This window comes from Streptomyces sp. NPDC000229, assembly GCF_040300825.1.
In the GTDB taxonomy this organism is placed as follows: domain Bacteria; phylum Actinomycetota; class Actinomycetes; order Streptomycetales; family Streptomycetaceae; genus Streptomyces.
This window is the reverse complement of record NZ_JBEPEL010000021.1, coordinates 1-21,714: the sequence shown is the minus strand read 5'-3', so window position 1 is coordinate 21,714 and position 21,714 is coordinate 1. Positions and strand designations below refer to the sequence as shown.

General features: G+C 73.6%; 20 protein-coding genes. 8 read left to right on the top strand and 12 right to left on the bottom strand.

Annotated features, from left to right (window positions below):
* Positions 1-79 precede the first annotated feature (79 nt).
* Entirely contained in the window at positions 80-1,063 is a 984-nt protein-coding gene (locus tag ABT360_RS13650; protein ID WP_351814657.1) for a 2-hydroxyacid dehydrogenase, read from the bottom strand.
* Positions 1,060-2,229: a lactate 2-monooxygenase gene (locus ABT360_RS13645; protein ID WP_351814655.1), complete on the bottom strand. Its 1,170-nt coding sequence runs from the start codon at positions 2,227-2,229 to the stop codon at positions 1,060-1,062. The genes ABT360_RS13650 and ABT360_RS13645 overlap by 4 nt, the downstream gene beginning before the upstream one ends.
* Positions 2,230-2,427: 198 nt before the next feature.
* On the opposite strand from ABT360_RS13645, the gene ABT360_RS13640 reads away from it, so the two are divergent.
* Positions 2,428-3,708: an ATP-binding protein gene (locus tag ABT360_RS13640; RefSeq protein WP_351814654.1), complete on the top strand. Its 1,281-nt coding sequence runs from the start codon at positions 2,428-2,430 to the stop codon at positions 3,706-3,708.
* A gap of 3 nt (positions 3,709-3,711) precedes the next feature.
* On the opposite strand, the gene ABT360_RS13635 is transcribed toward ABT360_RS13640, so the two are convergent.
* The 4 genes from ABT360_RS13635 to ABT360_RS13620 form a co-directional block, all read right to left on the bottom strand.
* Positions 3,712-3,987 (bottom strand): DUF2087 domain-containing protein, encoded by a 276-nt coding sequence (locus tag ABT360_RS13635; RefSeq protein WP_351814652.1) that lies wholly within the window; start codon positions 3,985-3,987, stop codon positions 3,712-3,714.
* Positions 3,988-4,060: 73 nt separating this feature from the next.
* The gene (locus ABT360_RS13630; protein WP_351814651.1) at positions 4,061-4,759 is read right to left on the bottom strand and encodes an HAD family hydrolase; all 699 of its coding nucleotides are present in this window, start codon (positions 4,757-4,759) and stop codon (positions 4,061-4,063) included.
* 35 nt (positions 4,760-4,794) lie between these two features.
* Entirely contained in the window at positions 4,795-5,280 is a 486-nt protein-coding gene (locus ABT360_RS13625; protein ID WP_351814751.1) for an Lrp/AsnC family transcriptional regulator, read from the bottom strand.
* Between the two features lie 38 nt (positions 5,281-5,318).
* Entirely contained in the window at positions 5,319-7,706 is a 2,388-nt protein-coding gene (locus tag ABT360_RS13620) for an MMPL family transporter (RefSeq protein ID WP_351814649.1), read from the bottom strand.
* 275 nt (positions 7,707-7,981) lie between these two features.
* On the opposite strand from ABT360_RS13620, the gene ABT360_RS13615 reads away from it, so the two are divergent.
* Both ABT360_RS13615 and ABT360_RS13610 read left to right on the top strand, forming a co-directional pair.
* Positions 7,982-9,547 carry an FUSC family protein gene (locus ABT360_RS13615; protein ID WP_351814648.1) on the top strand — a complete coding sequence of 522 codons (1,566 nt, stop codon included), beginning with the start codon at positions 7,982-7,984 and terminating at the stop codon, positions 9,545-9,547.
* An 80-nt stretch (positions 9,548-9,627) separates the two neighbouring features.
* Complete coding sequence (locus ABT360_RS13610; RefSeq protein ID WP_351814646.1) at positions 9,628-10,680, top strand: lactonase family protein; 1,053 nt, start codon at positions 9,628-9,630, stop codon at positions 10,678-10,680.
* A 106-nt stretch (positions 10,681-10,786) separates the two neighbouring features.
* On the opposite strand, the gene ABT360_RS13605 is transcribed toward ABT360_RS13610, so the two are convergent.
* Positions 10,787-11,707 carry a sirohydrochlorin chelatase gene (locus ABT360_RS13605; RefSeq protein WP_351814644.1) on the bottom strand — a complete coding sequence of 307 codons (921 nt, stop codon included), beginning with the start codon at positions 11,705-11,707 and terminating at the stop codon, positions 10,787-10,789.
* A 70-nt stretch (positions 11,708-11,777) separates the two neighbouring features.
* On the bottom strand, positions 11,778-12,809 hold the full coding sequence (locus ABT360_RS13600; RefSeq protein WP_351814642.1) for an N-acetylglucosamine kinase: 1,032 nt from the start codon (positions 12,807-12,809) through the stop codon (positions 11,778-11,780).
* A gap of 187 nt (positions 12,810-12,996) precedes the next feature.
* Here ABT360_RS13600 and ABT360_RS13595 point away from each other — a divergent pair, with 187 nt between their 5' ends.
* The gene (locus tag ABT360_RS13595) at positions 12,997-13,674 is read left to right on the top strand and encodes a uracil-DNA glycosylase (RefSeq protein ID WP_351814640.1); all 678 of its coding nucleotides are present in this window, start codon (positions 12,997-12,999) and stop codon (positions 13,672-13,674) included.
* Between the two features lie 69 nt (positions 13,675-13,743).
* Here the strand turns inward: ABT360_RS13595 and ABT360_RS13590 are convergent, their stop codons facing one another.
* The gene (locus ABT360_RS13590) at positions 13,744-14,040 is read right to left on the bottom strand and encodes an antibiotic biosynthesis monooxygenase (protein ID WP_351814638.1); all 297 of its coding nucleotides are present in this window, start codon (positions 14,038-14,040) and stop codon (positions 13,744-13,746) included.
* Between the two features lie 147 nt (positions 14,041-14,187).
* On the opposite strand from ABT360_RS13590, the gene ABT360_RS13585 reads away from it, so the two are divergent.
* Both ABT360_RS13585 and polX read left to right on the top strand, forming a co-directional pair.
* Entirely contained in the window at positions 14,188-15,216 is a 1,029-nt protein-coding gene (locus ABT360_RS13585) for a M28 family peptidase (RefSeq protein WP_351814636.1), read from the top strand.
* 60 nt (positions 15,217-15,276) lie between these two features.
* Positions 15,277-17,013 (top strand): DNA polymerase/3'-5' exonuclease PolX, encoded by a 1,737-nt coding sequence (gene polX / locus ABT360_RS13580; RefSeq protein ID WP_351814635.1) that lies wholly within the window; start codon positions 15,277-15,279, stop codon positions 17,011-17,013.
* A 6-nt stretch (positions 17,014-17,019) separates the two neighbouring features.
* Here the strand turns inward: polX and ABT360_RS13575 are convergent, their stop codons facing one another.
* Both ABT360_RS13575 and ABT360_RS13570 read right to left on the bottom strand, forming a co-directional pair.
* Positions 17,020-18,105, bottom strand: a complete 1,086-nt coding sequence (locus ABT360_RS13575) for a WD40/YVTN/BNR-like repeat-containing protein (RefSeq protein WP_351814633.1) — start codon at positions 18,103-18,105, stop codon at positions 17,020-17,022.
* A gap of 91 nt (positions 18,106-18,196) precedes the next feature.
* On the bottom strand, positions 18,197-19,279 hold the full coding sequence (locus ABT360_RS13570; protein ID WP_351814631.1) for an NADH:flavin oxidoreductase/NADH oxidase: 1,083 nt from the start codon (positions 19,277-19,279) through the stop codon (positions 18,197-18,199).
* A 120-nt stretch (positions 19,280-19,399) separates the two neighbouring features.
* Here ABT360_RS13570 and ABT360_RS13565 point away from each other — a divergent pair, with 120 nt between their 5' ends.
* The gene (locus ABT360_RS13565) at positions 19,400-19,756 is read left to right on the top strand and encodes an ArsR/SmtB family transcription factor (protein WP_351814629.1); all 357 of its coding nucleotides are present in this window, start codon (positions 19,400-19,402) and stop codon (positions 19,754-19,756) included.
* Positions 19,757-19,865: 109 nt separating this feature from the next.
* Here the strand turns inward: ABT360_RS13565 and ABT360_RS13560 are convergent, their stop codons facing one another.
* Positions 19,866-21,212 carry an FAD-dependent oxidoreductase gene (locus tag ABT360_RS13560; protein WP_351814628.1) on the bottom strand — a complete coding sequence of 449 codons (1,347 nt, stop codon included), beginning with the start codon at positions 21,210-21,212 and terminating at the stop codon, positions 19,866-19,868.
* 292 nt (positions 21,213-21,504) lie between these two features.
* On the opposite strand from ABT360_RS13560, the gene ABT360_RS13555 reads away from it, so the two are divergent.
* Positions 21,505-21,714: hypothetical protein (locus tag ABT360_RS13555; RefSeq protein WP_351814757.1), on the top strand; the 210-nt coding region annotated here is incomplete at its 3' end.

Genomic DNA, 21,714 nt, shown 5'->3' with positions numbered 1-21,714 from the left:
CGTACCCGGAGGCGAACGCCCGGCCGGGCAGAGGGCCCCGGCGTCCTGGCCGGTCGGGCCGGCCGACCAGGACGGTCGGTCACCGTTGCCCGATGACGTCCCGCGGCGGCCTTCCGGCCAGGTGGTCGGCGACGTTCTGGACGGCGGCCAGGGCGATGCGGACCACGGTCTCACGGGTGACGCCCGCGACGTGCGGGGACAGGACGACGTTCGGAGCCTTGAGCAGACGCAGTGAAGACGTGGGCGGTTCGGGGTCGAAGACGTCGATGCCCGCGCCGGCGAGAGCACCGGATTCGAGGGCGTCCGCGAGGGCGTCCTGGTCGATGAGGGCGCCGCGGGCCGTGTTGATGACGAACGCGGTGGGTTTGAGGAGCGCCAGGCGCTCGGCGTCGAGGATGTGGCGGGTGGCGTCGGTGAGCGGGACGTGGAGCGTGACGTAGTCCGACGTGCGGAGCAGTTCGTCGAGCGGGACGCGGCGGGCGCCGCCCAGGCTCGCCTCGGTCTCGGGGGAGACCCGCCGCCGTCCGGCGTAGAGGACGCTCATGTCGAACGCGACCGCGCGGCGGGCGACTTCCCTGCCGATGTGCCCGAGGCCGACGATGCCGAGGGTCTTGCCGGACAGTTCGGTGAGGGACTGCTGGAGGCGCGGCAGTGCCCAGTCGGCGTCGACCAGAGCCGTGTGGGCGGGGACCAGCTGCTTGGCGAGGGCCAGCATGAGCGCGAAGGTCTGCTCGGCCACGTTCTGCCGCTCCGCGCCGCTGGAGCCGATGGTGCACACCGGGACGCCCCGTTCGCGGGCCGCGTCCACGTCGACGTAGTCATAGCCGTGGCCGGCGCACTGGACGAGTTCGAGCTGCGGTGCGCCGGCGATGTGGCCGGCGGTGACCGGGGAGAGGGCGGTGACGACGACGTGCGCCTCGCGCAGCGCCGCCGGGTCCTCGTCGGCCGTCTCGACGACCGTGACGCGGGCGTGCTCGGGGAAGACCGAGGCGAGCGCCGCACCGGCGGTGCGGCCACCCACATGGGGCGCTATGACGGCGAGCACGTTCTTCGGGGCGGTCATGCGGGCTCCTCGATGAGGTCGTCGCGGCTCGGCGTGCCGGGCGTGGAGTGCCCCGACAGGGCCAGCGTCAGGTCGAGTTCGGCGAGCAGGCAGCGGACGACGTGCTCGACGCCCGCCTGTCCGTCGAGGCCGAGGCCGTACGCGTAGGGACGCCCCACCAGCACCGCCTCCGCACCCAGCGCAAGCGCCTTGAAGATGTCGTCGCCCGTGCGGATGCCGCTGTCGAACAGCACGGCCAGCCGGCCACCGGCGGCCTCGACGACGCGGGGCAGGGCGTCGGCGGCGGCGACCGACCCGGCCACCTGGCGGCCGCCGTGGTTGGACACCACCACGCCGTCCATGCCCGCCTGTGCGGCGCGCCGGGCGTCGTCCGGGTGCAGGATCCCCTTGAGCACGATCGGGCCGTCCCAGTTCTCCCGCAGGAATTCGAGGTCCGGCCAGGTCTTGGCGGGGTCGGCGAACATGGAGACGAAGTGCATCACCGCCGCGTTCGGGTCCTCGTGCACGGGCTTGGCCAGACCCGCCTGGAACGCCGGGTCGGTGAAGTAGTTGGCGGTGCCCACGCCGTGGAGGAACGGCAGGTACGCCTGGTCCAGGTCACGCGGCCGCCACGCCAGCAGCGGCGTGTCCAGCGTGACGAACAGCGCGGTGAACCCCGCCGCCTTCGCCCGGTTCAGGAACGACCGGGTGACCTCCCGGTCCTTCGCCCAGTACAGCTGGAACCACCGCTCCGCGTCGCCCATCGCCGCCGCGACCTCCTCCATGGGCGTGCTGGAGGCGGACGACAGGATGTACGGGACGCCCTGCGCCGCGGCGGCCCGCGCGGCGGCCGTCTCCGCGTCCGGGTGCATGATCGACAGCACGCCCACGGGCGCCAGCGCGAGCGGCGCGGGCAGCGCGCGGCCCAGGACCTCGACGGACAGGTCACGTGTCTGTACGTCGCGCAGCATCCGCGGCACGATCCGCCGCCGCTCCAGCGCCGCCCGGTTGGCGGCCGCCGTGCTTCCGCTCCCCGCGCTGCCCGCCACGTACCCGACCGGCCCGGGGCCGAGGCGCTGCTCGGTGAGCTCTTCGAGGCGCGTCAGGTCGGTGGGCAGCCGCGGTACGGCGCCGGTCATGCCGTTCAGGTAGATCTCGTACTGGAAGTCCGCCCAGTGTTTCGCCATGCGTGCCTTCGCCCTTCGCCGGAATCGTGTGCCATCAGGGATCCTTGCGACCTCGCACCCGTCACGTCCACCGTCCGGACGTTCTCGTCCACGTCCACAACGTCGTAGTCGGTGCCGTGCCCTTGTGCACGGCGGCACAGGACCGGGCATGCCGTGGCCCCTAGCCTCGCCGGAACAGCACAACGAGGGGTGGTACCGGTGAACTGGCTGATCCACGACTACCGTGAAAGCGATCTCGCGGCGGTCGTCCACTTGATCGACACCACGGCCGAGCTCGGACAGGAGTCCGTGTTCTCACTCGCCGAGTGCATCGGCGCGCTGACGTCCCGCCAGCCGGCGGTCGTCGCCGTCCACCAGGGCGCGCCCATCGGGGCGGCGCTCGCGTGCGTGGCGGGCGAGCGCGCCTGGGTGATGCGCATCGCCATCTCGCCGGCCTGGCGCGGCAGGGGTCTGGCGAGCGCGCTGCTGGTGGAGCTGGAGCGGCGCCTCGTCGCAGCCCGGGTGGGGCGGATCGCCTACGTCCTGCCCGAGGAGGAACTCGTGGGCGAGGGCCTGCTCAACGCCGGCTACACCCGGCAGCCCGCCGTGGCGTACTTCGAGAAGGTCGAACCGCTGCACGGGCCCGCCGCCAATGTCCTGGAAGACCTCGGCGGAAGCTTCCTGCCCGGTGACCTGTGGGGCAAGGTCGCCGGCATGGAGGCGGAGAAGGACCTGATCGAGCGGCGTGTCGTCCTGCCGCTCGCCCAGCCCGAACGCGCCGCCCGGCACGGCGTACGGCCCCCGCGCGCCATCGCCCTGTTCGGGCCGCCCGGCACCGGCAAGACCACGTTCGCCCGCGGCATCGCCTCCCGGCTGGGGTGGCCCTTCGTCGAGCTCCTCCCGTCCCGGCTGGCCGACGAGGGGAACCTGGCGGCGGCGCTGCGCAGCGCGTTCGCCCGGATCTCGGAGCTGGAGCGGGTGCTCGTCTTCATCGACGAGGTCGAGGAGATCGCCCCCGTACGCACCGAGCCCGCCCAGCCCGGTGGGATGCACGGGGTCACCAACGAACTGCTCAAGCTGATACCCCGGTTCCGCGAGGGCGACGAGCGCCTGCTGGTGTGCGCCACCAACTCCATCCGCTCGCTCGACCCGGCGTTCCTGCGCCCCGGCAGGTTCGACTACCTCATCCCGATCGGTACGCCGGACAAGGCGGCGCGCGCCGCGATCTGGTCCCGGTACACCGACGGCCGGCCCGACGTGGACGTGTCGGTCCTGGTGGCCGCCAGCGACCTGTTCACCCCGGCCGACATCGAGCACGCCGCCAGGATCGCCGCGCAGACCGCCTTCGAGCGGGACCTGGGCGACCAGGACCAGGTGCGGGCGACGCCCGGCGCGAGCACCGAGGACTACCTGGAGGCCATCGCACAGTGCCGGCCGACGGTGACCCCGGCGATGATTGACCAGTTCGGCGCCGACATCACCGCCCACGCCCGGTTCTGACGGTTATCCGGCCCGCCGGTAGGTGGCGCCGTCCCGGGTCCGGGTCAGCATCCCGCCGACCACCAGGTAGCGGCGCAGCGCCGAGCAGTCCTCGTGCACGGTGCGCAGGGCCTCGTTCACCTCGGGCTCGGTGTACGACCGGCCCGGCGCGAACAGCGTCTCGGCGAGGTGGAGCAGCAGCTGCTCCCGGCGGGCGGGCTTGCGCGGGACGGCCGTCAGGCGACCACGTGAGAAAAGGGCGGACACGTCGTGCGAACCGCCCGTTCGGGTATCAGACATGGCCCGAAGCCTGGCGCGGGCCACCTGGGTCGGACAACGGGTTTTCGGGTGGCGGGGGCGGTGGCGAGGGTGATCAATGGGTGACGTCCCGCCCGCCCGCCATCACGTAGTCGTACGCCGCCCCCGCCGTGAACTCCGCCTGCCCGCCGCGCACCAGCAGCCCCGCGCGGGCGAACGCCGGGTCGTCCGCCGTGCCCGGCACGTACGGCACCGCGATGCACCGCATCCCGGCCGCCTCGGCCGCCGCCGCGCCGGGCGGGGCGTCCTCCAGTACGACGCAGTGCGCCGGCTCCACCCCGAGCCGGCGCGCCGCCTCCAGGAACACGTCCGGCGCGGGCTTGCCCCGCTCGACCTCCTCCGCCGACACCAGGGTGGTGAGGTAGGCGTCCAGCCCCGTGCCACCGAGGACCGCCTCGATCGTGGCCCGCGACGAACCGGAGGCGACGGCCATGGGCACGCCCTGCGCGTGCAACCGCCGCACGAACGTCCGCATCTCGGGGAACACCTCGGTCGCGGCGCGCGCCAGCTCCAGGTAGTGCCGGTTCTTGCCGGCCAGCAGTTCCTCGACCGGCGCGTCGATCCCGTACTCCTCCTTGAGGATCTCCAGCGTCTCGCGCGTCCCGATGCCGATGAAGTCGGTGTGGCGCTCCCAGCCGAAGTCCGTGACGCCGTAACGCTCCAGGAGCCGGCGCCCCGCCTCGTAGTAGTTCGGCTCGCTGTCGACCAGCGTGCCGTCGAGATCGAAGATGACCGCGGCGCGAGAGGTGCTCATGACCCCCAGCATGCCAAGCCGTCCCACGGCGCTGCTCACGCCCGCCGCTGACCGGCCGACCGGCCCACCGCCTCCACCAGGGGCAGCAACCGGTGCGGCACCCGCTCCCGCAGTGCCATCTCCGTACGCGTACGCACCACGCCCGGCAGCTGGATCAGCCGCTGGATGACGTCCTCCAGGTGCCCGTTGTCCCGCGCCACGACCCGGGTGAGCAGGTCCCCGCCGCCGGTGATCGAGAACGCCTCGACGATCTCCGGGATGGCGGCGAGCGCGTCGCCCACCTCGTCCAAGTGCCCCTGGGTGACCTCGATGTGCACGAACGCGAGCACCGGATGCCCGAGCGCGGCCGGGGAGAGGGACGGGCCCGTACCGGTGATCACCCCGTCCCGCTCCAACCGGTCCAGCCGGGCCTGGAGGGTGCCGCGCGCGATGCCGAGGATCCGCGCGTACTCGCGCACGCTGGTACGCGGCTGCTCGATCAGCAGCCGGAGGATGCGGGTGTCCAGCTCGTCCACGGCCATGGTCATTCGGCCCCCTCCTGGTACGGCGTTCCCTGGGATCACCGTACCAATGGCTCAGCCTTGTCCGCCCTGCCGCGCAGCCACGCCGGCGCCCACCAGTTGGCACGCCCCGCCAGCCGCATCACGGCGGGCACGAGCAGTCCGCGGACGACGGTCGCGTCCAGTACGGCGGCCAGGGCCAGCCCGACCCCCACGGCCTTGAGGAACACCAGGCCCGAGGTCGCCAGTGCCACCATCACCACGGCCAGGATGGTGGCCGACCAGGTGAAGAGACGGGCGGTGCGGTCCAGGCCGCGGGCCACCGCCGTCACCGTGTCCGCACCCGCCCGGTGCTCCTCCACCATGCGGGACAGCAGCATGCACTCGTAGTCCATGGACAGGCCGAACGCGACGCAGAAGGTCACCACCGGGATCTGCACGTCGAGGGAGCCCGTCGCGACGAAGTCGCCCACGAGCCACCGCAGGTGCCCCTGCTGGAAGACGAAGACCAGCGCGCCGAAGGTCGCGCAGAGGCTGAGCGTGTTGAGGACGAGGGCCTTGACGGCCAGGACCGGCCTCCGGGTCAGCCCCAGGACGAGGGCCACCATGGACACGCCCACCAGCGTCAGGGCGAGTGGGAGCCGGTCGCCGATCGCGCCGCGTACGTCGGCGACCCTGGCGCCGAACCCGCCCACCAAGGCGCGGGCGGGCGCCGGCACGTCCCTGATCACCTCGACACGGTCGGCGTTCGCCGGATCGCCCGGCTCGCCGACCGTGGCCACCGACAGGTACGCGCCGCGCGGTGCGGCGCCGGGCGCGGGAGGCGGCGACGCGCCGTCCCGGACGGGGCCGGGCGGCGTCAGGAAACGGGCGGCCGACGAGGAGGGGCGGGCGACGAGCCGCCCCTCGCGGTACGTCCCGGTGGCCGTGTCGACCCGCGCCACCCCGGCCACGGTGGAGACCCGGCGCGCATAGCGGTCCAGCTCCGCCGTGTGCGAGCGGGCGTCGAGATCCGGCAGGGCGATGGTGGTCACCCCGACCGGCGAGTCCGGGAAGTCGTCCCGAAGCGCCGCGCCGACGCCCCCGGCCCCGGTGCTCGGGGGAAGCACCCGGTCGTCGGACATCGAGAAGCGGACGTCGGTGAACGGGATCGTCAGCAGCACCAGCAGGCAGGTGACCGGGATTCCCGTGGCCAGCGGTCGCCGCATCACCGCCCGGGCGATCCGCGCCCAGCCGCCCCGCTCCGCCGCATTGCCCGCCCTGGGGCGGCGACGCCACCGGGCGAAGATGTCCAGGCGTTCGAGCCGGTCGCCCAGCAGGGCGAGTACGGCCGGCAGCACGACCAGGCTGCCCACGGCGGCCATGACGGTGACCGCCACCCCCGCGTACCCGATCGAGCGCAGCAGCGGGTGCGGGAAGACGAGCAGGGCGGCCATGCTGCACGCGACGGTGCCGGCCGAGAACGCCACGGCCCGGCCGGCGGTGCGCAGCGCCGTGTGCAGGGCCTGGGCGGTCCCCGCGCCGTTCGTGCGCTCCTCGCGGTACCGGGTGACCAGGAACAGGCTGTAGTCGATCGCCAGGGCGAAGGCCAGGGCGGTGCCGATGTTGAGTGCGTACACCGAGATCTCGGTGACGTCGGTGAGTCTGCGCAGCAGCGCCGTGGTGCCGAGCGCGGCGAAGACCCCGACCAGTACGGGCAGCGTGGCGGCCACCAGTGAACCGAACACCAGCAGCAGGAGGGTCACGGTGACCGGCAGGGCGACGAGCTCGCTCATCCGCGCGTCACGGGACGCCTGGCGGGCCACCTCGACCCGCGTGGCCGCCTCGCCGCCGGCCGTCACCTCCAGCGGCCCGAACCGGCCCGTCACCCCCGGGACCACACGCTCGGCGGTCCTGCCGCGCTCACGGTCACCGCCGCGCAACCACGCCAGGACCAGCGCGCTCCGTCCGTCCCGCGCGCGCAACGCCCCCGCCGGTCCCGGAGTCGCGCTCCGCCCGTCCGCCGTACGCGACGCGGCCGCCGCCGGTCCCGGGCTCCAGTAGGACCGGACGCGTTCGACCCCCGGGTCGGCGGCCAGCCGCCGCTCCACCGCCCGCCCGGCCGTGACGGCGGCGGTCTCGTCCACCCCCCGGCCGCCGGGCGCGTCCGTGCGGGCCAGCAGCACCAGCTCCGGCCTGCCGGCCTGGAGGTCCCGCCGGAGGATCTCCTCCGCGCGCACCGACTCCGCCCCGGGCGGCACGATGCCCCCCGAGGACAGCCGGTCGGCCACATCGCGCCCGGCCGGCACGGACAGGGCCATCAGCAGCAGCGCGAGTACGGACACGAGACGCCGGTGCCGTACGGCGAAGGGGACGGGACCGCCGACGGATCCATGGTGCCCGCCCGGCGGTGACGCGGGCTCCGGGGCCGGGCTCGGGGCCGGGTCCGGCTTCGTGGTGGTCGGCATGGGTGCTCCCCTGACACGGGTTCTGGCGGTCGGCTTGCTTCCCTCTCTTCTTCGTCCCGGGCCGGGTCCCACCTTGAGCTGGCCCATTGGCCCGCCCCGCACGGCGGGGCCGAACGTCAAGCAGGGCCAATGGCTCAGTGGGGTGTGGTTGAGTTGAGCCATCGGGCCGAGAAGTGGTGTCATGGGAGCGTCGATGGCGCTGCGGATCCCGCGGCGCCTTTTTCATGCCGGAACGTCGAAAGCGTCCAGAGCGACGAGTGAAGGGGCGGGAAACTGTGCTGAAGAGGGTGTTCGTGGCTCCGGATCCGGGGTGGCTGCGGCTGCGCAGCGCCACCCGGGCCGTCCTCGGCATCAGCGTGGCGGTGGCGGTGTGCGGGTTCGCGGGACACTCCCTCGCGGCGGCCATCACCGGAGGCCTCGCCGCGCTCCTCGCGCTCTTCACCGTCACGGACGCCACCGTCCGCAAGCAGGCGGCGACCACCGCCCTGCTGCCCCTCGTGGGCTTCCCGGTGCTCGCCCTCGCCGCCGTCCTGCACGACCACCCCGTCGCGCGGGACATCGCTTTCCTCGCCGTCATGGGAGCCGGGGTCTACGCCCGCCGCTGGGGGCCGCGAGGCCACTCCCTGGGCGTCTTCGCCTTCATGACCTTCTTCGTGACGCAGTTCCTGCACACGTTGCCCGGGCAGCTCCCCGAGCTGTACGCGGCGGTCGCCCTGTCGCTGCTCTCCTCGTCGGCGGTCCGCTTCGGCCTGTGGTGCTACGAGCGCCGCCTGCCGCCGCCCGCCGCGCAGGCCCCGGCCGAGGGGCGGGGCCTGGCCCGTACCACCACGCGCCAGGCCGTCCAGGCGACCGTCGGCGGCGCGGTGGCGCTGGTGATCGGCCAGATGCTCTCCGGGGAGCGCTGGTACTGGGCCGTCGGCGCCACCTGGTGGATCTTCGTCAACACCACCTCGCGCGGCGAGACGCTGGTCCGCGGGTTCCGAAGGGTCCTCGGCACGCTGATCGGCATCGCCGTCGGCCTGGTGGTCGTGGTCCCGCTGCAGGGCGCCGCCGTGCCCACGGCCGTCCTGGTCGCGGTCTGCGTGTTCGGCATCTTCTACACGGCGGCCGTCTCGTACACCTGGATGATGCTGTCCGTGACGCTGATGGCCGGGGCGCTGTACGGGCTCCTGGGAGTGCTGGACCCGGCCCTGCTCGCGCTGCGGGCCATGGAGACCGGTGTCGGGACGCTGGGCGCGGTGCTGGCCGTGCTGTTCGTACTGCCCGTCACCACCCACGCCACGACGGACGCCTGGATCCAGCGCGCCCTGCGCTGCGTACACGTCTGCACCGCGGAGGCCGCGGCGCGGCTGTCCGGCACCCCGGGCGCCGACCCGTCCCCCCACGTCGCCGAACTGGAAACCCTCCTCGGCCGGGTACGGCTCTCCCTGGCTCCGCTCGTGCACCCGCTGAGCCCGCTGCGCGCCCGCAAGGCACGGGCCCGGCAGGTCCTCGCGCTGCTCGACGCGTGCGCCCGCGAGGTGCGCGGCCTGGCCTCCATAGCGGCGGACCCGGAGGCGTCCCACGACGCCCGGCTGGCCGCCGCGTGCTGGCGCGTGGAGACGGCCGTCGAAGCGCTCACGACGCCGGAGAAGGCGCGGGAGGCCCGCACCGCCCCGGTTGACGAGGCCCGAACCGCCCCGGTCGACGCGGCCCGGACTGCCCCGGCCGACGTGGCGCCGCACGCTCCGACCGTCCTGACCGAGCCCGCGCTGGCGCACCTGCACAGCCTGGAACGGGCGCTCACCGAGCTCGCCGCCCCGCTGCGCACCTCCCCGCGGGAACCGCTGATCGGTGCGTAGCCCCGGACCCCGGGACCGCTTGGTCTAGACCTGCTAGCGTCGGGCGCGCACCGAGGTCGGCAGGCGAGAGGGGCAGCGCGGTGGCGGACGAAGCACGGCGGAGCGGCGGTCGGGCGTACATCGGCTCGTTCACCTCGGCGGGGGGCCACGGCGTCGTCGCGGCCACCGTCGACCGGCGGACGGGCGCATTGACCGTGACAGGCGCGTCCGACGCGGTCCCGGACCCCTCCTTCCTGGTTCCCGCTCCCGCCGGCGACGTGCTGTACGCGGTCAGCGAGACCGAGAAGGGTGCCGTCGCCGCCTTCGACGTCACGGGCCCCGCACCCCGGCTGCTCGGCGACCCGGCGCCGGTACGCGGGACGCACCCGACACACCTGGCGCTCGTCCAGGGGCACGTGCTCACCGCCAACTACGGTTCCGGCAGCGTGAGCGCCCTGCCCCTGGGCCCTGACGGCGCCCCACGACCCGCCTCGGGCGTGCTGCGGCACCACGGCACCGGCCCGCACCGGGACCGGCAATCAGGCCCGCACGCCCACCAGGTGGTGCCGGCCCCGGGCGGCCGTTGGGCGCTGAGCGTGGACCTCGGCACCGACTCCGTACACGTCCTCGCCCTCGACCCCGCGACGGGCGAGCCGACGCCGCACGGCGAGACGGCGCTGCGCCCCGGCAGCGGCCCGCGCCACCTCGCCTTCCACCCGTCGGGCAGCCATGTGTACGTCCTGGCCGAACTGGCCCCGCTGCTCACCGTCTGCCGCTGGGACCCCGGCACGGGCGCCCTCGCGCCCGTGGGCGAGGCGGCCCTCCCGGCGACGGGCGCGGAGGCGGTGAGCTACCCCTCCGGCATCGCCGCCGCACCCGACGGGCGGTTCCTGTGGGCGGCGGTGCGCGGTGAGGACACCGTCGCCGTCCTGGCGCTCGACGCGACCCGGGAGCGGATCCGGACGGTCGCGGCCGTCCCGTGCGGCGGACACTGGCCCCGGGACCTCACCCTGGACCCGGAGGGACGGCGCCTGTACGTGGCCAACGAGCGCTCCGGCGACGTCACCTGGTTCGCCATCGACCCGGTGACGGGCGTGCCGAGCCGGGCGGGCGCCGTCGAGGCCCCGGCGGCGACTTGCGTGGTGTTCACCTGAGGGGCCCCGGGCAGGCGAAAGGGCCCGCACCGGACGTCGTCCGGTGTGCGGGCCCTTCTCCGCGACTCTCGCGAGTTCTCGCGCCTCTTCGCGTCTTCGCGGCCCGTCAGCGAACGGGAGTCCCCTGCGGCTGCGGCGCGATGCCCAGAGCCGTCGTGTACTGCGACAGCACCAGCTTCCCGACCGCCGGGTAGGCGCCCAGCGGCTCGGCCACCGGGCAGTCCGCCGCCTTCACCGCGTCTTCCAGCAGACCCTCGGGCAGCTCCGGCCCGATCAGGTACGGCGCCAGCGCCAGCTGCAGCGAGCCGGAGCCGCGCAGCTGCTCGGCGACCGCCGCCACCGAACCCGGCTGGTCCAGCGCCGCCGCCATCACCGGCACGGCGAGGCGCGCGGCCAGCAGCATGCCGGTGATCCCGGCCGCCTGCACGGCTTCCTCGCCGCCGACCGTCGCCAGCACGATGCCGTCGGCCGCCGTGGCGACCGTGAACAGCCGCGCCCGGTCGGCGCGGGCCAGCCCCGCCTCGGACAGGCGCACGTGCAGCGCCTCCGCGAGCAGCGGGTGGGGGCCCAGTACGTCGGTGAGTTCGGCGGCCGCGCCGCTGTCCGCGACGGCCTGCCGTATGCGGTCCGTCAGGGCGCGATCCGGGCCCGCCAGGAGCGGCACCACCACGGCGGCCGGGCCCTCGGGCTCGGCGACCTCACGGCCGGCGGCCCTGGCGAACTCGTAACGCTCCACACGCAGCGCGGCGGCCCGCTCCAGGACGGCCGACAGCGTGGGGTACTCGGACTCGTCGCCGTCCAGGAAGCCGATCGCGGCCTCCAGGCCGGGCAGCTCGGAACGAGCGATGCTCACGACCTCTTCGGCCAGGCCGCGGACAGCGGCCGAAGGGGCGCCGGGAACGGCGAGAACGAGCGCGGGCGCGCCCTCGGGGGCCGCCACGGGTTCAGGGCGACGGTGCCGCCCGGACTGTCGGGGTCGCGGCATTCGTACAGGCAGGCCGGAAGCGGGCCCAGTGGGGGAGCTCATGGCGCCGCATGCTACTGGCTTTACCTGCTTCGACGCTTGGGTAGGGGGCGGTCAGGCGCCCTCTGTCCGGCTATGTCCGATCAGTCGGCTGCGGGGTGGTTGTATCAAGCATGCCCGGCTCGCGAGGCAGGCGGAGCGTGTCCGCGGCGAGGGCCGCCGCGACGACGAGCGCACCGTCCAGCGGGTCGCCGACGGCGGGTACGGTGCGCGCGTACGGCAGGTGCTCCGCCAACTCGGCCCGCAGCGGCAGAAGGAGCGGGTCGCCCATCTTGAACAGGCCGCCGGTCAGCGCCACTTCCAGGTCCTCGCCCGGTGGGCAGACGGCGGCCGCCGCCTCCGCGATGTGCCCGGCCGCCCGCGCCAGGATGCCCACCGACACCGGATCCCCCGCAGCGCCGCACCGGGCCACCTCGGGGGCGAACGAGGCGAGCACGGCGGGCCGGTCGGCACGCGGGTAGAGCTGCCCCGGCAGGGTCGCCGGAGGCCCGAACACCGCCTCGGCGCGCGCCAGCAGGGCCGCTGAACCGCCTCTCCGCCCGTCATGGGCACGCATGGCCGCCTCCAGCCCGGCGCGGCCGATCCACGCCCCGCTGCCGCAGTCGCCCAGCAGATGCCCCCAGCCGTCCGCGCGGCGCCAGCCGGACAGGTCCGTGCCGAGCGCGATCAGACCGGTGCCCGCCGCGACCACCGCCCCGGGCCGCTGCCCGAGCGCCCCGGCGTACGCGGTCACGGCGTCGGCGGCCAGCGCCAGTCGGCCCACCCCCAGCGAACGGCGCAGCGCCCCGGGCAGCGTGGCACGCAGGTCGCCGCCGAGCGTCGCCATCCCGGCCGCCCCGACCGCCACCGCCGCGAGCCGGTCGGCCCCGGCCCGCCCGAGCAGCCCTTCGGCGGCGGGGACGAGCCGCTGAAGCAGATGCCCCGCGTCGATCCCGCCCGCCCCGGTACGCACCGGTTCCCCGAACACCACACTGTCGACGAGCCGTACACCACCCTGTGTGACGCCACCCTCTGTGACACCGCCCTCGACTCCGGCGGTCGCGAGGGCGATCCGCAGCCCGGACCCGCCGGAGTCGACGCCCAGGACCCACGCGGCGGTGCTCATGCCGGACTTTCGGGCCGCACGCCCACTTGCGGACGCCTGCGACACCTCATGACCGGCTCCGAGGACAAGGGGAGAAAAGAGTGACGACGGCGGGCAGCCTATCGCCGGGACGGTGCGGCCGACGGGAGATCGACCGCATCCCACGGGCGTTCGGCGGGCACCTGATGGGCCGGTAGGGTGACATCCCGTGGCAGCACGACCGTTGAAAGAAATCGTCGAGCCGGGGTGGGCGGACGCCCTCGCCCCGGTGGCCGAACGCATCGCCGGGATGGGCGACTTCCTCCGTACGGAGATCGCCGCCGGGCGCACCTACCTGCCGGCCGGACCGCATGTGCTGCGGGCGTTCCAGCAGCCGTTCCACGAGGTGCGGGTCCTGATCGTCGGACAGGACCCGTATCCGACGCCGGGACACGCGGTGGGGCTGAGCTTCTCGGTCGCGCCCGACGTCCGGCCGCTGCCGGGCAGCCTGGAGAACATCTTCCGGGAGCTCAACTCCGACCTGGGGCTGCCCCGACCGTCCAACGGCGACCTGACGCCCTGGACGCAGCAGGGGGTGCTGCTGCTCAACAGGGCGCTGACCACGGCGCCGCGCCGGCCGGCCGCGCACCGCGGCAAGGGCTGGGAGGAAGTGACCGAGCAGGCCATCAAGGCCCTCGTGGCGCGCGGAAAGCCGCTGGTGTCCGTGCTGTGGGGGCGGGACGCCCGCAACCTCCGTCCGCTGCTCGGTGACCTTCCCGCGATCGAGTCGGCGCACCCGTCCCCCATGTCCGCGGACCGCGGTTTCTTCGGCTCGCGGCCGTTCAGCCGTACGAACGAGCTGCTGGCCCGGCAGGGCGCGCAGCCGATCGACTGGCGGTTGCCCTGACGCGACGGCAGGAGGCGTCACCTCCCGCTCGGGGATGAGGCCTCTCGTACCGCTCGTGGAAGGGGTCTCCTACCGGTCGGGGATGCTGAGCTCCCCGCCGCGGAGGAAAGCCTCCCGCTCCTCGACGACGAACGGGGCCATCGCCTCGCGCCGCCGCTTCTCCGCGTCGGACTGCCGCCAGCTGTCGCACGCTTCCCTGGAGTCCCAGAACGACACTCCGGTGACTTCCAGCCCGTCCTCGGACCAGTACGCGAACGCACGGCTCATGCCGTCCGGGTGCGCGCCCGGGCGCCAGGCCCGTTCGAACTCGTCCAGGGTGCCCGGCTTGATACGGCGGGTCGTCGTCCAGACGAAGTGCTCCTCCATCGCAGCGACCTCCTCGGCCTGCTCAGCGGCGCGGCGCTTCGGTGCCGGCTGCCTCCCTCACCACCGTAGGTCTGTGACGCCGCTTCCGCCTGCCTGACCACCGGCGGCGGGGGCACCATCGACCGTGAGAGAGAAGGCGGTGATGGCGTGCCCCCTGCCCCGGTACGCGAACTCGTACGCGAGCTGACCCGGTGCGCCGATCCCCAGCGCCTGCGACGGGACGTCGAGTTTCTCGCCGACCGCCCGCGCAGCCGGATCCGCGCCCCCGAGGCCATCCTGCGTGCCGAGGCCCATGTGACGGCCGAACTGGCCGCGGCGGGGTGGCGGACCTCGCGCCAGCCGTTCGACCTACGGTGGCGGCTCGGCTCCACCGACCGCGGCGGTCACCGTGCGCCACCGCTCGCATTCCGCCTGCACCCACGTCTGACCGGTGCGAATCTGCTGGCGGAACCGCCCGGTGGCATTCCCCGCCCCACCGTGGTCGTGGGAGCCCACCTGGACACCGTCGAGGGCAGCCCGGGCGCCGACGACAACGCCTCGGGAGTGGCCGCGCTGCTGGAGGTCGCGCGGCTCCTCGGCGGGCTGCCGAGGCCACCCGCTGTCACCCTCCTGGTGTCCGACATGGAGGAACTGGGCCTGATCGGCTCCCGGTTCGCGGCCCGGTGGCTCCGACGCCACCGCAGCGTCATGGGCATGATCTGCCTGGAGTCGGTCGGGTACTTCACGACCGCCCCGGGAAGTCAACGGATGCCGGCCGGCTTCGACCGGGGCTTCCCGCGCGTGGCCGGGGCGGTCCGCTCGGCCGGGCTGCGCGGCGACTTCACCCTCGTGGTCCACCGCCGCTCGACGCGGGCCGCGGCCACGCTGTGGGGCGCGGCGGCGGAGGCCACGGAACCCGCGCTGCCCTGCATCACGCTGGGCGACCCGCGTCCCGAGGGCCCATGGGGCGCGCTGGCCGGCCTCGCGGTGCCCCCGCTGGCCCATCTCGACCGAAGCGACCACGCGGCCTTCTGGAACCTCGGGATTCCGGCCCTGATGCTCACCGACACGGCGAACTTCCGCAACCCCCACTACCACCGGCCGTCCGACACCCCGGACACCCTCGACCACCGGCGGCTGGCGGCGGTCGCCGTCGCGACGGCCGCCACCGCCGCCACCTGGCCGCACCTGTACTGAGCCGGACGTCCCCATGGGGACCGGGGTGCCCGGCCCGCCGTGCCGGAGCACCCTGGAGGTATGCCCCGAACCAACGAAGAGGTCGAAGCGCTGCTCCAGGAGTACGCCGACCTCATCGCCATCACCGGAGGCGACGCCTTCAAGGCGCGCGCGTACGAAAAGGCGGCCCGCGCCATCGGCGGCCACCACGCCGACGTCTCGAAGCTGGACGCCAAGGGCCTGAGGGACATCCCCAACGTCGGCAAGTCGATCGCGGACAAGGTCGTCGAGTATCTCCACTCCGGCCAGATCTCCACGATCGAGGAGACCAGGGCGTCGATCCCCGCCGGCGTCCGGGAGCTGATCACCATTCCCACGCTCGGGCCCAAGAAGGCCATGGTGCTCCACGAGGAACTGGGCATCACCTCCGTGGATCAGCTGCTCGACGCCATCCACAAGGAGCAGCTCCGCGACCTGAAGGGCTTCGGCGAGAAGACGGAGGCGAACATCCTCCACGGCATCGCGCTGATGCAGAAGGCCGGCGAGGGCCGGATCCTCATCAGCGCCGCCATGGACGTAGCCGAACAGATCGTCGCCGAACTGTCCGCCGTCCCCGGCTGCGCGCGGTGTACCTACGCGGGGTCGCTGCGCCGGATGAAGGAGACCATCGGGGACGTCGACATCCTGGTGGCGGCGGAGAAGTCGGCGCCGTTCATGGAGGCCCTCGCCGCCCTTCCGCACACCGCCGAGGTCATCGCGCACGGCGAGAAGAAGACGTCCATCCGGACCACCAAGGGCCTCCAGGTGGACCTGCGGGTCCTGCCGCCCGCCTCCTGGGGAGCGGGACTGCAGTACTTCACCGGTTCCCGGGCGCACAACATCCGCACCCGCGAGATCGCCGTGCGCCACAAGCTCAAGCTCTCCGAGTACGGACTCTTCGACGCCGAGAGCGGCGACATGATCACCTCCGAGACGGAGGAGGAGATCTACGCCAGGCTGGGCCTGCCCTGGATCCCGCCCCCGTTGCGCGAGGACCGGGGCGAGATCGCGGCCGGACTGCGGGACGAGGTCCCCGACCTGATCCAGGACGCGGACATCAAGGGCGACCTGCACACCCACACCGACCTCACCGACGGCCTGGCCCCGCTGGAGGACATGGTCGCCGCCGCAGCCGCGCGCGGTTACGCCTACTACGCGATCACCGACCACGCCCCGAACCTGTACATGCAGCGCATGACCGACGAGAAGATGCTCGCGCAGCGCGAGCGCGTACGGGAACTGGACCGCGCACACCACGGAATGCGCCTCCTCCACGGCACGGAACTCAACATCGGCCCGGACGGCGAAGTCGACTGGCCGGACGACTTCCTGGCCCGGTTCGACCTGTGCGTGGCATCCGTCCACTCCCACTTCAACCAGAGCAGGCAGGCCCTGACACGCCGACTGGTCCGCGCCTGCGAGAACCCCCACGTCGCGATCATCGGCCATCCCACCACCCGCCGGATCGGCAAACGCCCCGGACTGGACGCCGACTTCGACGAGGTCTTCGAAGCCTGCGCCCGGACCGGTACCGCACTGGAGATCAACGCCCACCCGGAGCGGCTCGACCTGCGCGACGAGGACATCCTGCGCGCCAAGCGCTACGGAGTGAAGTTCGCGGTGAACTCCGACGCCCACTCCCTCACGCACCTGCCCTACATGCGGTATGGAGTGGGAACCGCCCAGCGCGGATGGCTGACCAAGGACGACGTCATCAACGCCTGGCCTCTGACGCGGCTGCGCCGTTTCCTGCGCAAGGGCGGTTCCCGGGCGTCCTGAGGGACGTCAACCGATCACCGCCGCCCGTACGCACAGCACATCCGGCAGGTGGGACGCCAGCAGCCGCCAGCTGTCGCCCTCGTCGGCGCTCGCGTACACCTCGCCGTTGCGGTTGCCGAAGTAGACGCCCGCCGGATCCGCGTCGTCCGTGCACATCGCGTCGCGCAGCACCGTGCCGTAGTGGTTGCCCTCCGGCAGACCGGCCGACAGGGCCTCCCAGCTGCCGCCCGCGTCACTCGTACGGTAGACCCGGCACCGCCGCTGCGCCGGCACCCGGTCGGAGTCGGCCGTGATCGGGAAGACGTACGCCACACCGGCGCGGTGCGGGTGGGCGACCGCCGCGAAGCCGAAGTCCGAGGGCAGCCCCGCGCCGATGTCGGTCCACTTGGCGCCCGCGTCGTCGCTGCGATACACGCCCCAGTGGTTCTGCAGATACAGCCGGTCCGGATCGCCGGCATCCTGGGCGATCTTGTGCACGCACTGCCCGAAGACCGGGTTCGGGTCCGGCAGGAAGACCGCGGACACCCCCTGGTTGGACGGCGACCAGCTCTCGCCGCCGTCCCGGGTGCGGAACACCCCGGCCGTCGACACGGCGACCGTCACGGCGTCCGGGTCCCTCGGGTCGGTGACGACCGTGTGCAGCCCCTCACCCCCGCCGCCCGGCACCCATTGTGACCGGGTCGGGTGCTCCCACAGCGGCCGGACCAGCTCGAACGTCTCCCCGCCGTCCTCGGAGCGGAACAGCGCGGCGGGCTCGGTGCCCGCGTACACCACGCCGGGCGCGGCCGGCCCGGCCGGATGCAGCTGCCACACCCGCTCCAGCGAAGCCCCGGTGTCCTTGGGGAACTTGACGGCCGGCTGCACCGGCTCCGTCCACGTCGCCCCCAGGTCGTCGGAGTGGAACACCGAAGGGCCCCAGTGGGAGCTGTCCCCGCCGACCAGCAGCCGGGGCGTGGTCCGGCGCATGTCGATGCCGATCGCGTACACGGCCTGCGCGTTGAAGTGCGGGCCCTCGAACTCCCATCGGCCGCCACGCCTGCGGCCGATGAACAGTCCCTTGCGGGTCCCTACGGTCAGTAGCACGTCGGTCATCGCCGACACCTCCTGGACGCCTTTGTCGCGGATAGGGGCCAGTGTGGACCCACCCACTGACAGTGACCCCCGGAGGCGGCGTTTCCCCAGGTCAGACGGAGCGGTGGTACTGATCGGGCACGTGCACGTCACCGCCGAGCTCACGGGCCGCGTGCCGCGCCCAGGACGGGTTGCGCAGCAGTTCGCGGCCCAGCAGCACCGCGTCCGCCTCGCCGTTGGCGACGATCTTCTCGGCCTGCTCCGCCTCGGTGATCAGCCCGACGGCGGCGACCGGCAGCCCGGTCTCCTCCTTCACCCGCGCCGCGAACGGCACCTGGTAGCCCGGGCCGACGGGGATGCGGACACGCGGCGCGTTGCCGCCGGTCGACACGTCGAGCAGGTCGACACCGTGCTCCTTGAGCAGTGCGGCGAACCGGACCGTGTCGTCGGCGGTCCAGGCCGCCGTCCCCTCCAGCCAGTCGGTGGCCGAGATCCGGAAGAACAGCGGCAGTTCCTCGGGCCACACCTCCCGGACCGCGTCGACGACCTCCAGGGCGAAGCGCGTACGGTTCTCGAAGGAGCCGCCGTACTCGTCGGTGCGGTGATTGCTGTGCGGGGAGAGGAACTCGCCGATCAGGTAACCGTGCGCCCCGTGGACCTCGACGACCTGGAAGCCCGCGTCCAGCGCGCGCCGGGCCGCGGCCGCGAACTGCCCGGGGATCTCGCGGATCTGCTCCTTGGTCAGCTCGTCCGGCACCGGATGACCGTCGTCGAAGGGCACCGGGCTCGGGGCCACCGGCTGCCAGCCGTGCGCCTCGGCGCCCACGGGGGCGCCGCCCTTCCAGGGCTGGTCGGTCGACGCCTTGCGCCCGGCATGGCCGATCTGGATGCCGGGGACGGTGCCCTGGCCCTTGAGGAAGCCGACGATCCGGCGCAGCGCCTCGACCTGGGTGTCGTTCCAGATGCCGAGGTCGTACGGGCTGATCCGACCCTCCGGTGACACCGCGGTCGCCTCCAGCAGGATCAGGCCGGTGCCGCCGGCGGCGCGCGCCGCGTAGTGGGCGAAGTGCCAGTCGTTCGCCACACCCGCGTTCGGTCCGAAGGCCTCGGCGCTGTACTGGCACATCGGTGCCATCCAGACGCGGTTGGGGATGGTCAGCGACCGCAGGGTGCGGGGCTCGAACAGTGCGCTCACGGCGGACTCCATTCAGGGCGGGACCGGTGTACGGCTCGTACGATACCCATCGTAGTACGGCGCCTGTCAAACTACGAGGGCTCTCGTACAATGGAGGTACCCGACGAAACTGGAGCCGCCGTGACCACCGCGACCAGCCCGCGCGAACTCGCGCACCCCGCGCGCGACGAGATCCGCCTCGAAGGCGTGCTCCACGCACTTTCCGACCCCATGCGGCTGCGCGTCGTCCGAGAACTGGCGGCCGCCGGCTCGGAGGTGGCCTGCTCGTACATCGAGCTGCCGGTCACCAAGTCGACCACCACGCACCACTTCCGCGTCCTGCGCGAGAGCGGCGTCATCCGCCAGACCTACCGCGGCACGGCCAAGATGAACGGCCTGCGCCGCGACGACCTGGAAGCGCTCTTCCCGGGGCTCCTGGACACCGTCCTGTCCGCCGCCGAGAGCCAGGCCGCCCGCCTGGGCACCACGCAGCCGTAGTAAGGCCGCCGGGCCGTGCACCCGGATCCGCCGCGTCGGCGGCGCACGGCGGGCGTGACCCGCGAGCCGCCCGGACGCCGCGAACCGGGCGCGCGCGACAGTGCCCGCCTCAGGACTGTCCGGCGGCAGTCAGCAGGCCCTGCCAGTCGGGGATCTTGACCGAGCCGCGGCCCAGGGCGCGGCCGAGGGCCGCCTCCGCCTGTTCGATGGACAGCCAGCCGGGCCACTCCACCGGCCGGTGACCCCACGCGCGCAGGGTGGCCAGCGGGTCGTCGGCCACCGCTCGCCGGGCCAGGGCCGGGGCGTCCGCCAGCAGCGAGCCGGCCGTCTCCTTGGCGCACGGCCGGTTGGTGCCGATCACGCCGGTGGGGCCGCGCTTGATCCACCCTGCGACGTACTCGCCCGCCGACGGCACCCCGTCCCGCAGCACCCGCCCCGCCGCGTGCGGCACCGTCCCGCGCGACTCGTCGAACGGCAGCCCCGGCAGCGGAACGCCCCGGTACCCGACCGCCCGCAGCACCAGCTGCGCCTCGATGTCCTCGTACGCACCGGTCCCGCGCACCCCGCCCGCACCGTCCGGAACGGTGCGCTCGAAACGTACTCCGGCCGCCCTGCCGCCCTGCTCCAGCACCTCCACCGGCCGCAGGAAGAACCGCACCCGGATGACCCGTTCCCGCGGCTCCCAGCCGGTGCCGTCCGCCCAGGCGCGCACCACCTCCACGTTGCGCCGGTTGACCGCCGGGAGCCCCGCCGGATCCGCGTACGCCGGGTCGAGCGCCAGGTCCGACGGCTCCACCTCGACCCGCGCCTGGGGCATCGCGCCCAGTTCGCGCAGCTCCTTGGTGGTGAACTTCGCTTGGGACGGGCCCCGCCGGCCCACCATGTGCACCTCCCGCACCCGGCTCGCGGCCAGCGCGCCCAGCGCCGTCTCCGGTACGTCGGTGGGGTGCAGCTCGTCGTGGCCGCGCGCCAGGATCCGGGCGACGTCGACGGCCACGTTGCCGACACCGATGACCACCGCCGACCGTGCACCCAGGACGAAACCGTCGACGGCGGCGTCCGGGTGGGCGCTGTACCAGGAGACGAAGTCGGTGGCCGAGCAGCTGCCGGGCAGGTCCTCGCCAGGTACGCCGAGGCGTCGGTCCCGCGCCGCGCCCACGCAGTAGACCACCGCGTGGTACAGCTCCAGCAGCCGCTGGGGCGTCAGCCCGTGCGTGCCGACCTCGACATTGCCGACGAACCCGACGCGCTCGTGCTCCAGGACCGTGCGGAGGTTGTTCTGCAGGGACTTGATCTTCTCGTGGTCCGGGGCGACCCCGTAGCGGACGAGCCCGTACGGGCACGGCAGCCGGTCCAGGACGTGCACGCGCACATCAGGCACCGCGGTCTGCTCGACGAGGGACTGGGCGGTGTAGACCCCGCTGGGCCCGGAACCGACGACGGCGACACGAAGCACGGCTGCGCTCCTTCCCGCAGGGACTCCCAGCATCGCACCGCCGCGCCGCGTGCGGGAGGTGTGTGCGCGGACACGCGCCGACAAGGGCGTCACGTGCGCGTGCCGTGGCAAAGCAGGTGAGTCGGATGACTTTGGTGCCGGATATGCAGGATCACCCATTTTTGTCGTAATTGATGATCTTATCGGCCGCATGGGTGCACGGCCACCGGTGTCCGACGTCCGCCCGCTTTCCCGGACGGGGTCGGAATCGACGTCCTGGCGACGATCCGCCCGCCGCGCGACACGGACGACGGTGACGACCTGCCGGAGGCCGTACCGCCCGCTGACACCGCCCCGCGGCCCCGCCGCGCCGGGCGAGACGGTCGCGCCCAGGAGGCCCGCCCACCCCGAGGTGCCCCGGGCGAGCAGCGGGCGCCGGGCGGTCGCCGAGGTGGCCCGCCGGGTCGGCGCCGGCGACCTGCCGTCGGCCATCCGTCAGGGCATGGACGGCATCTGGCTGGCA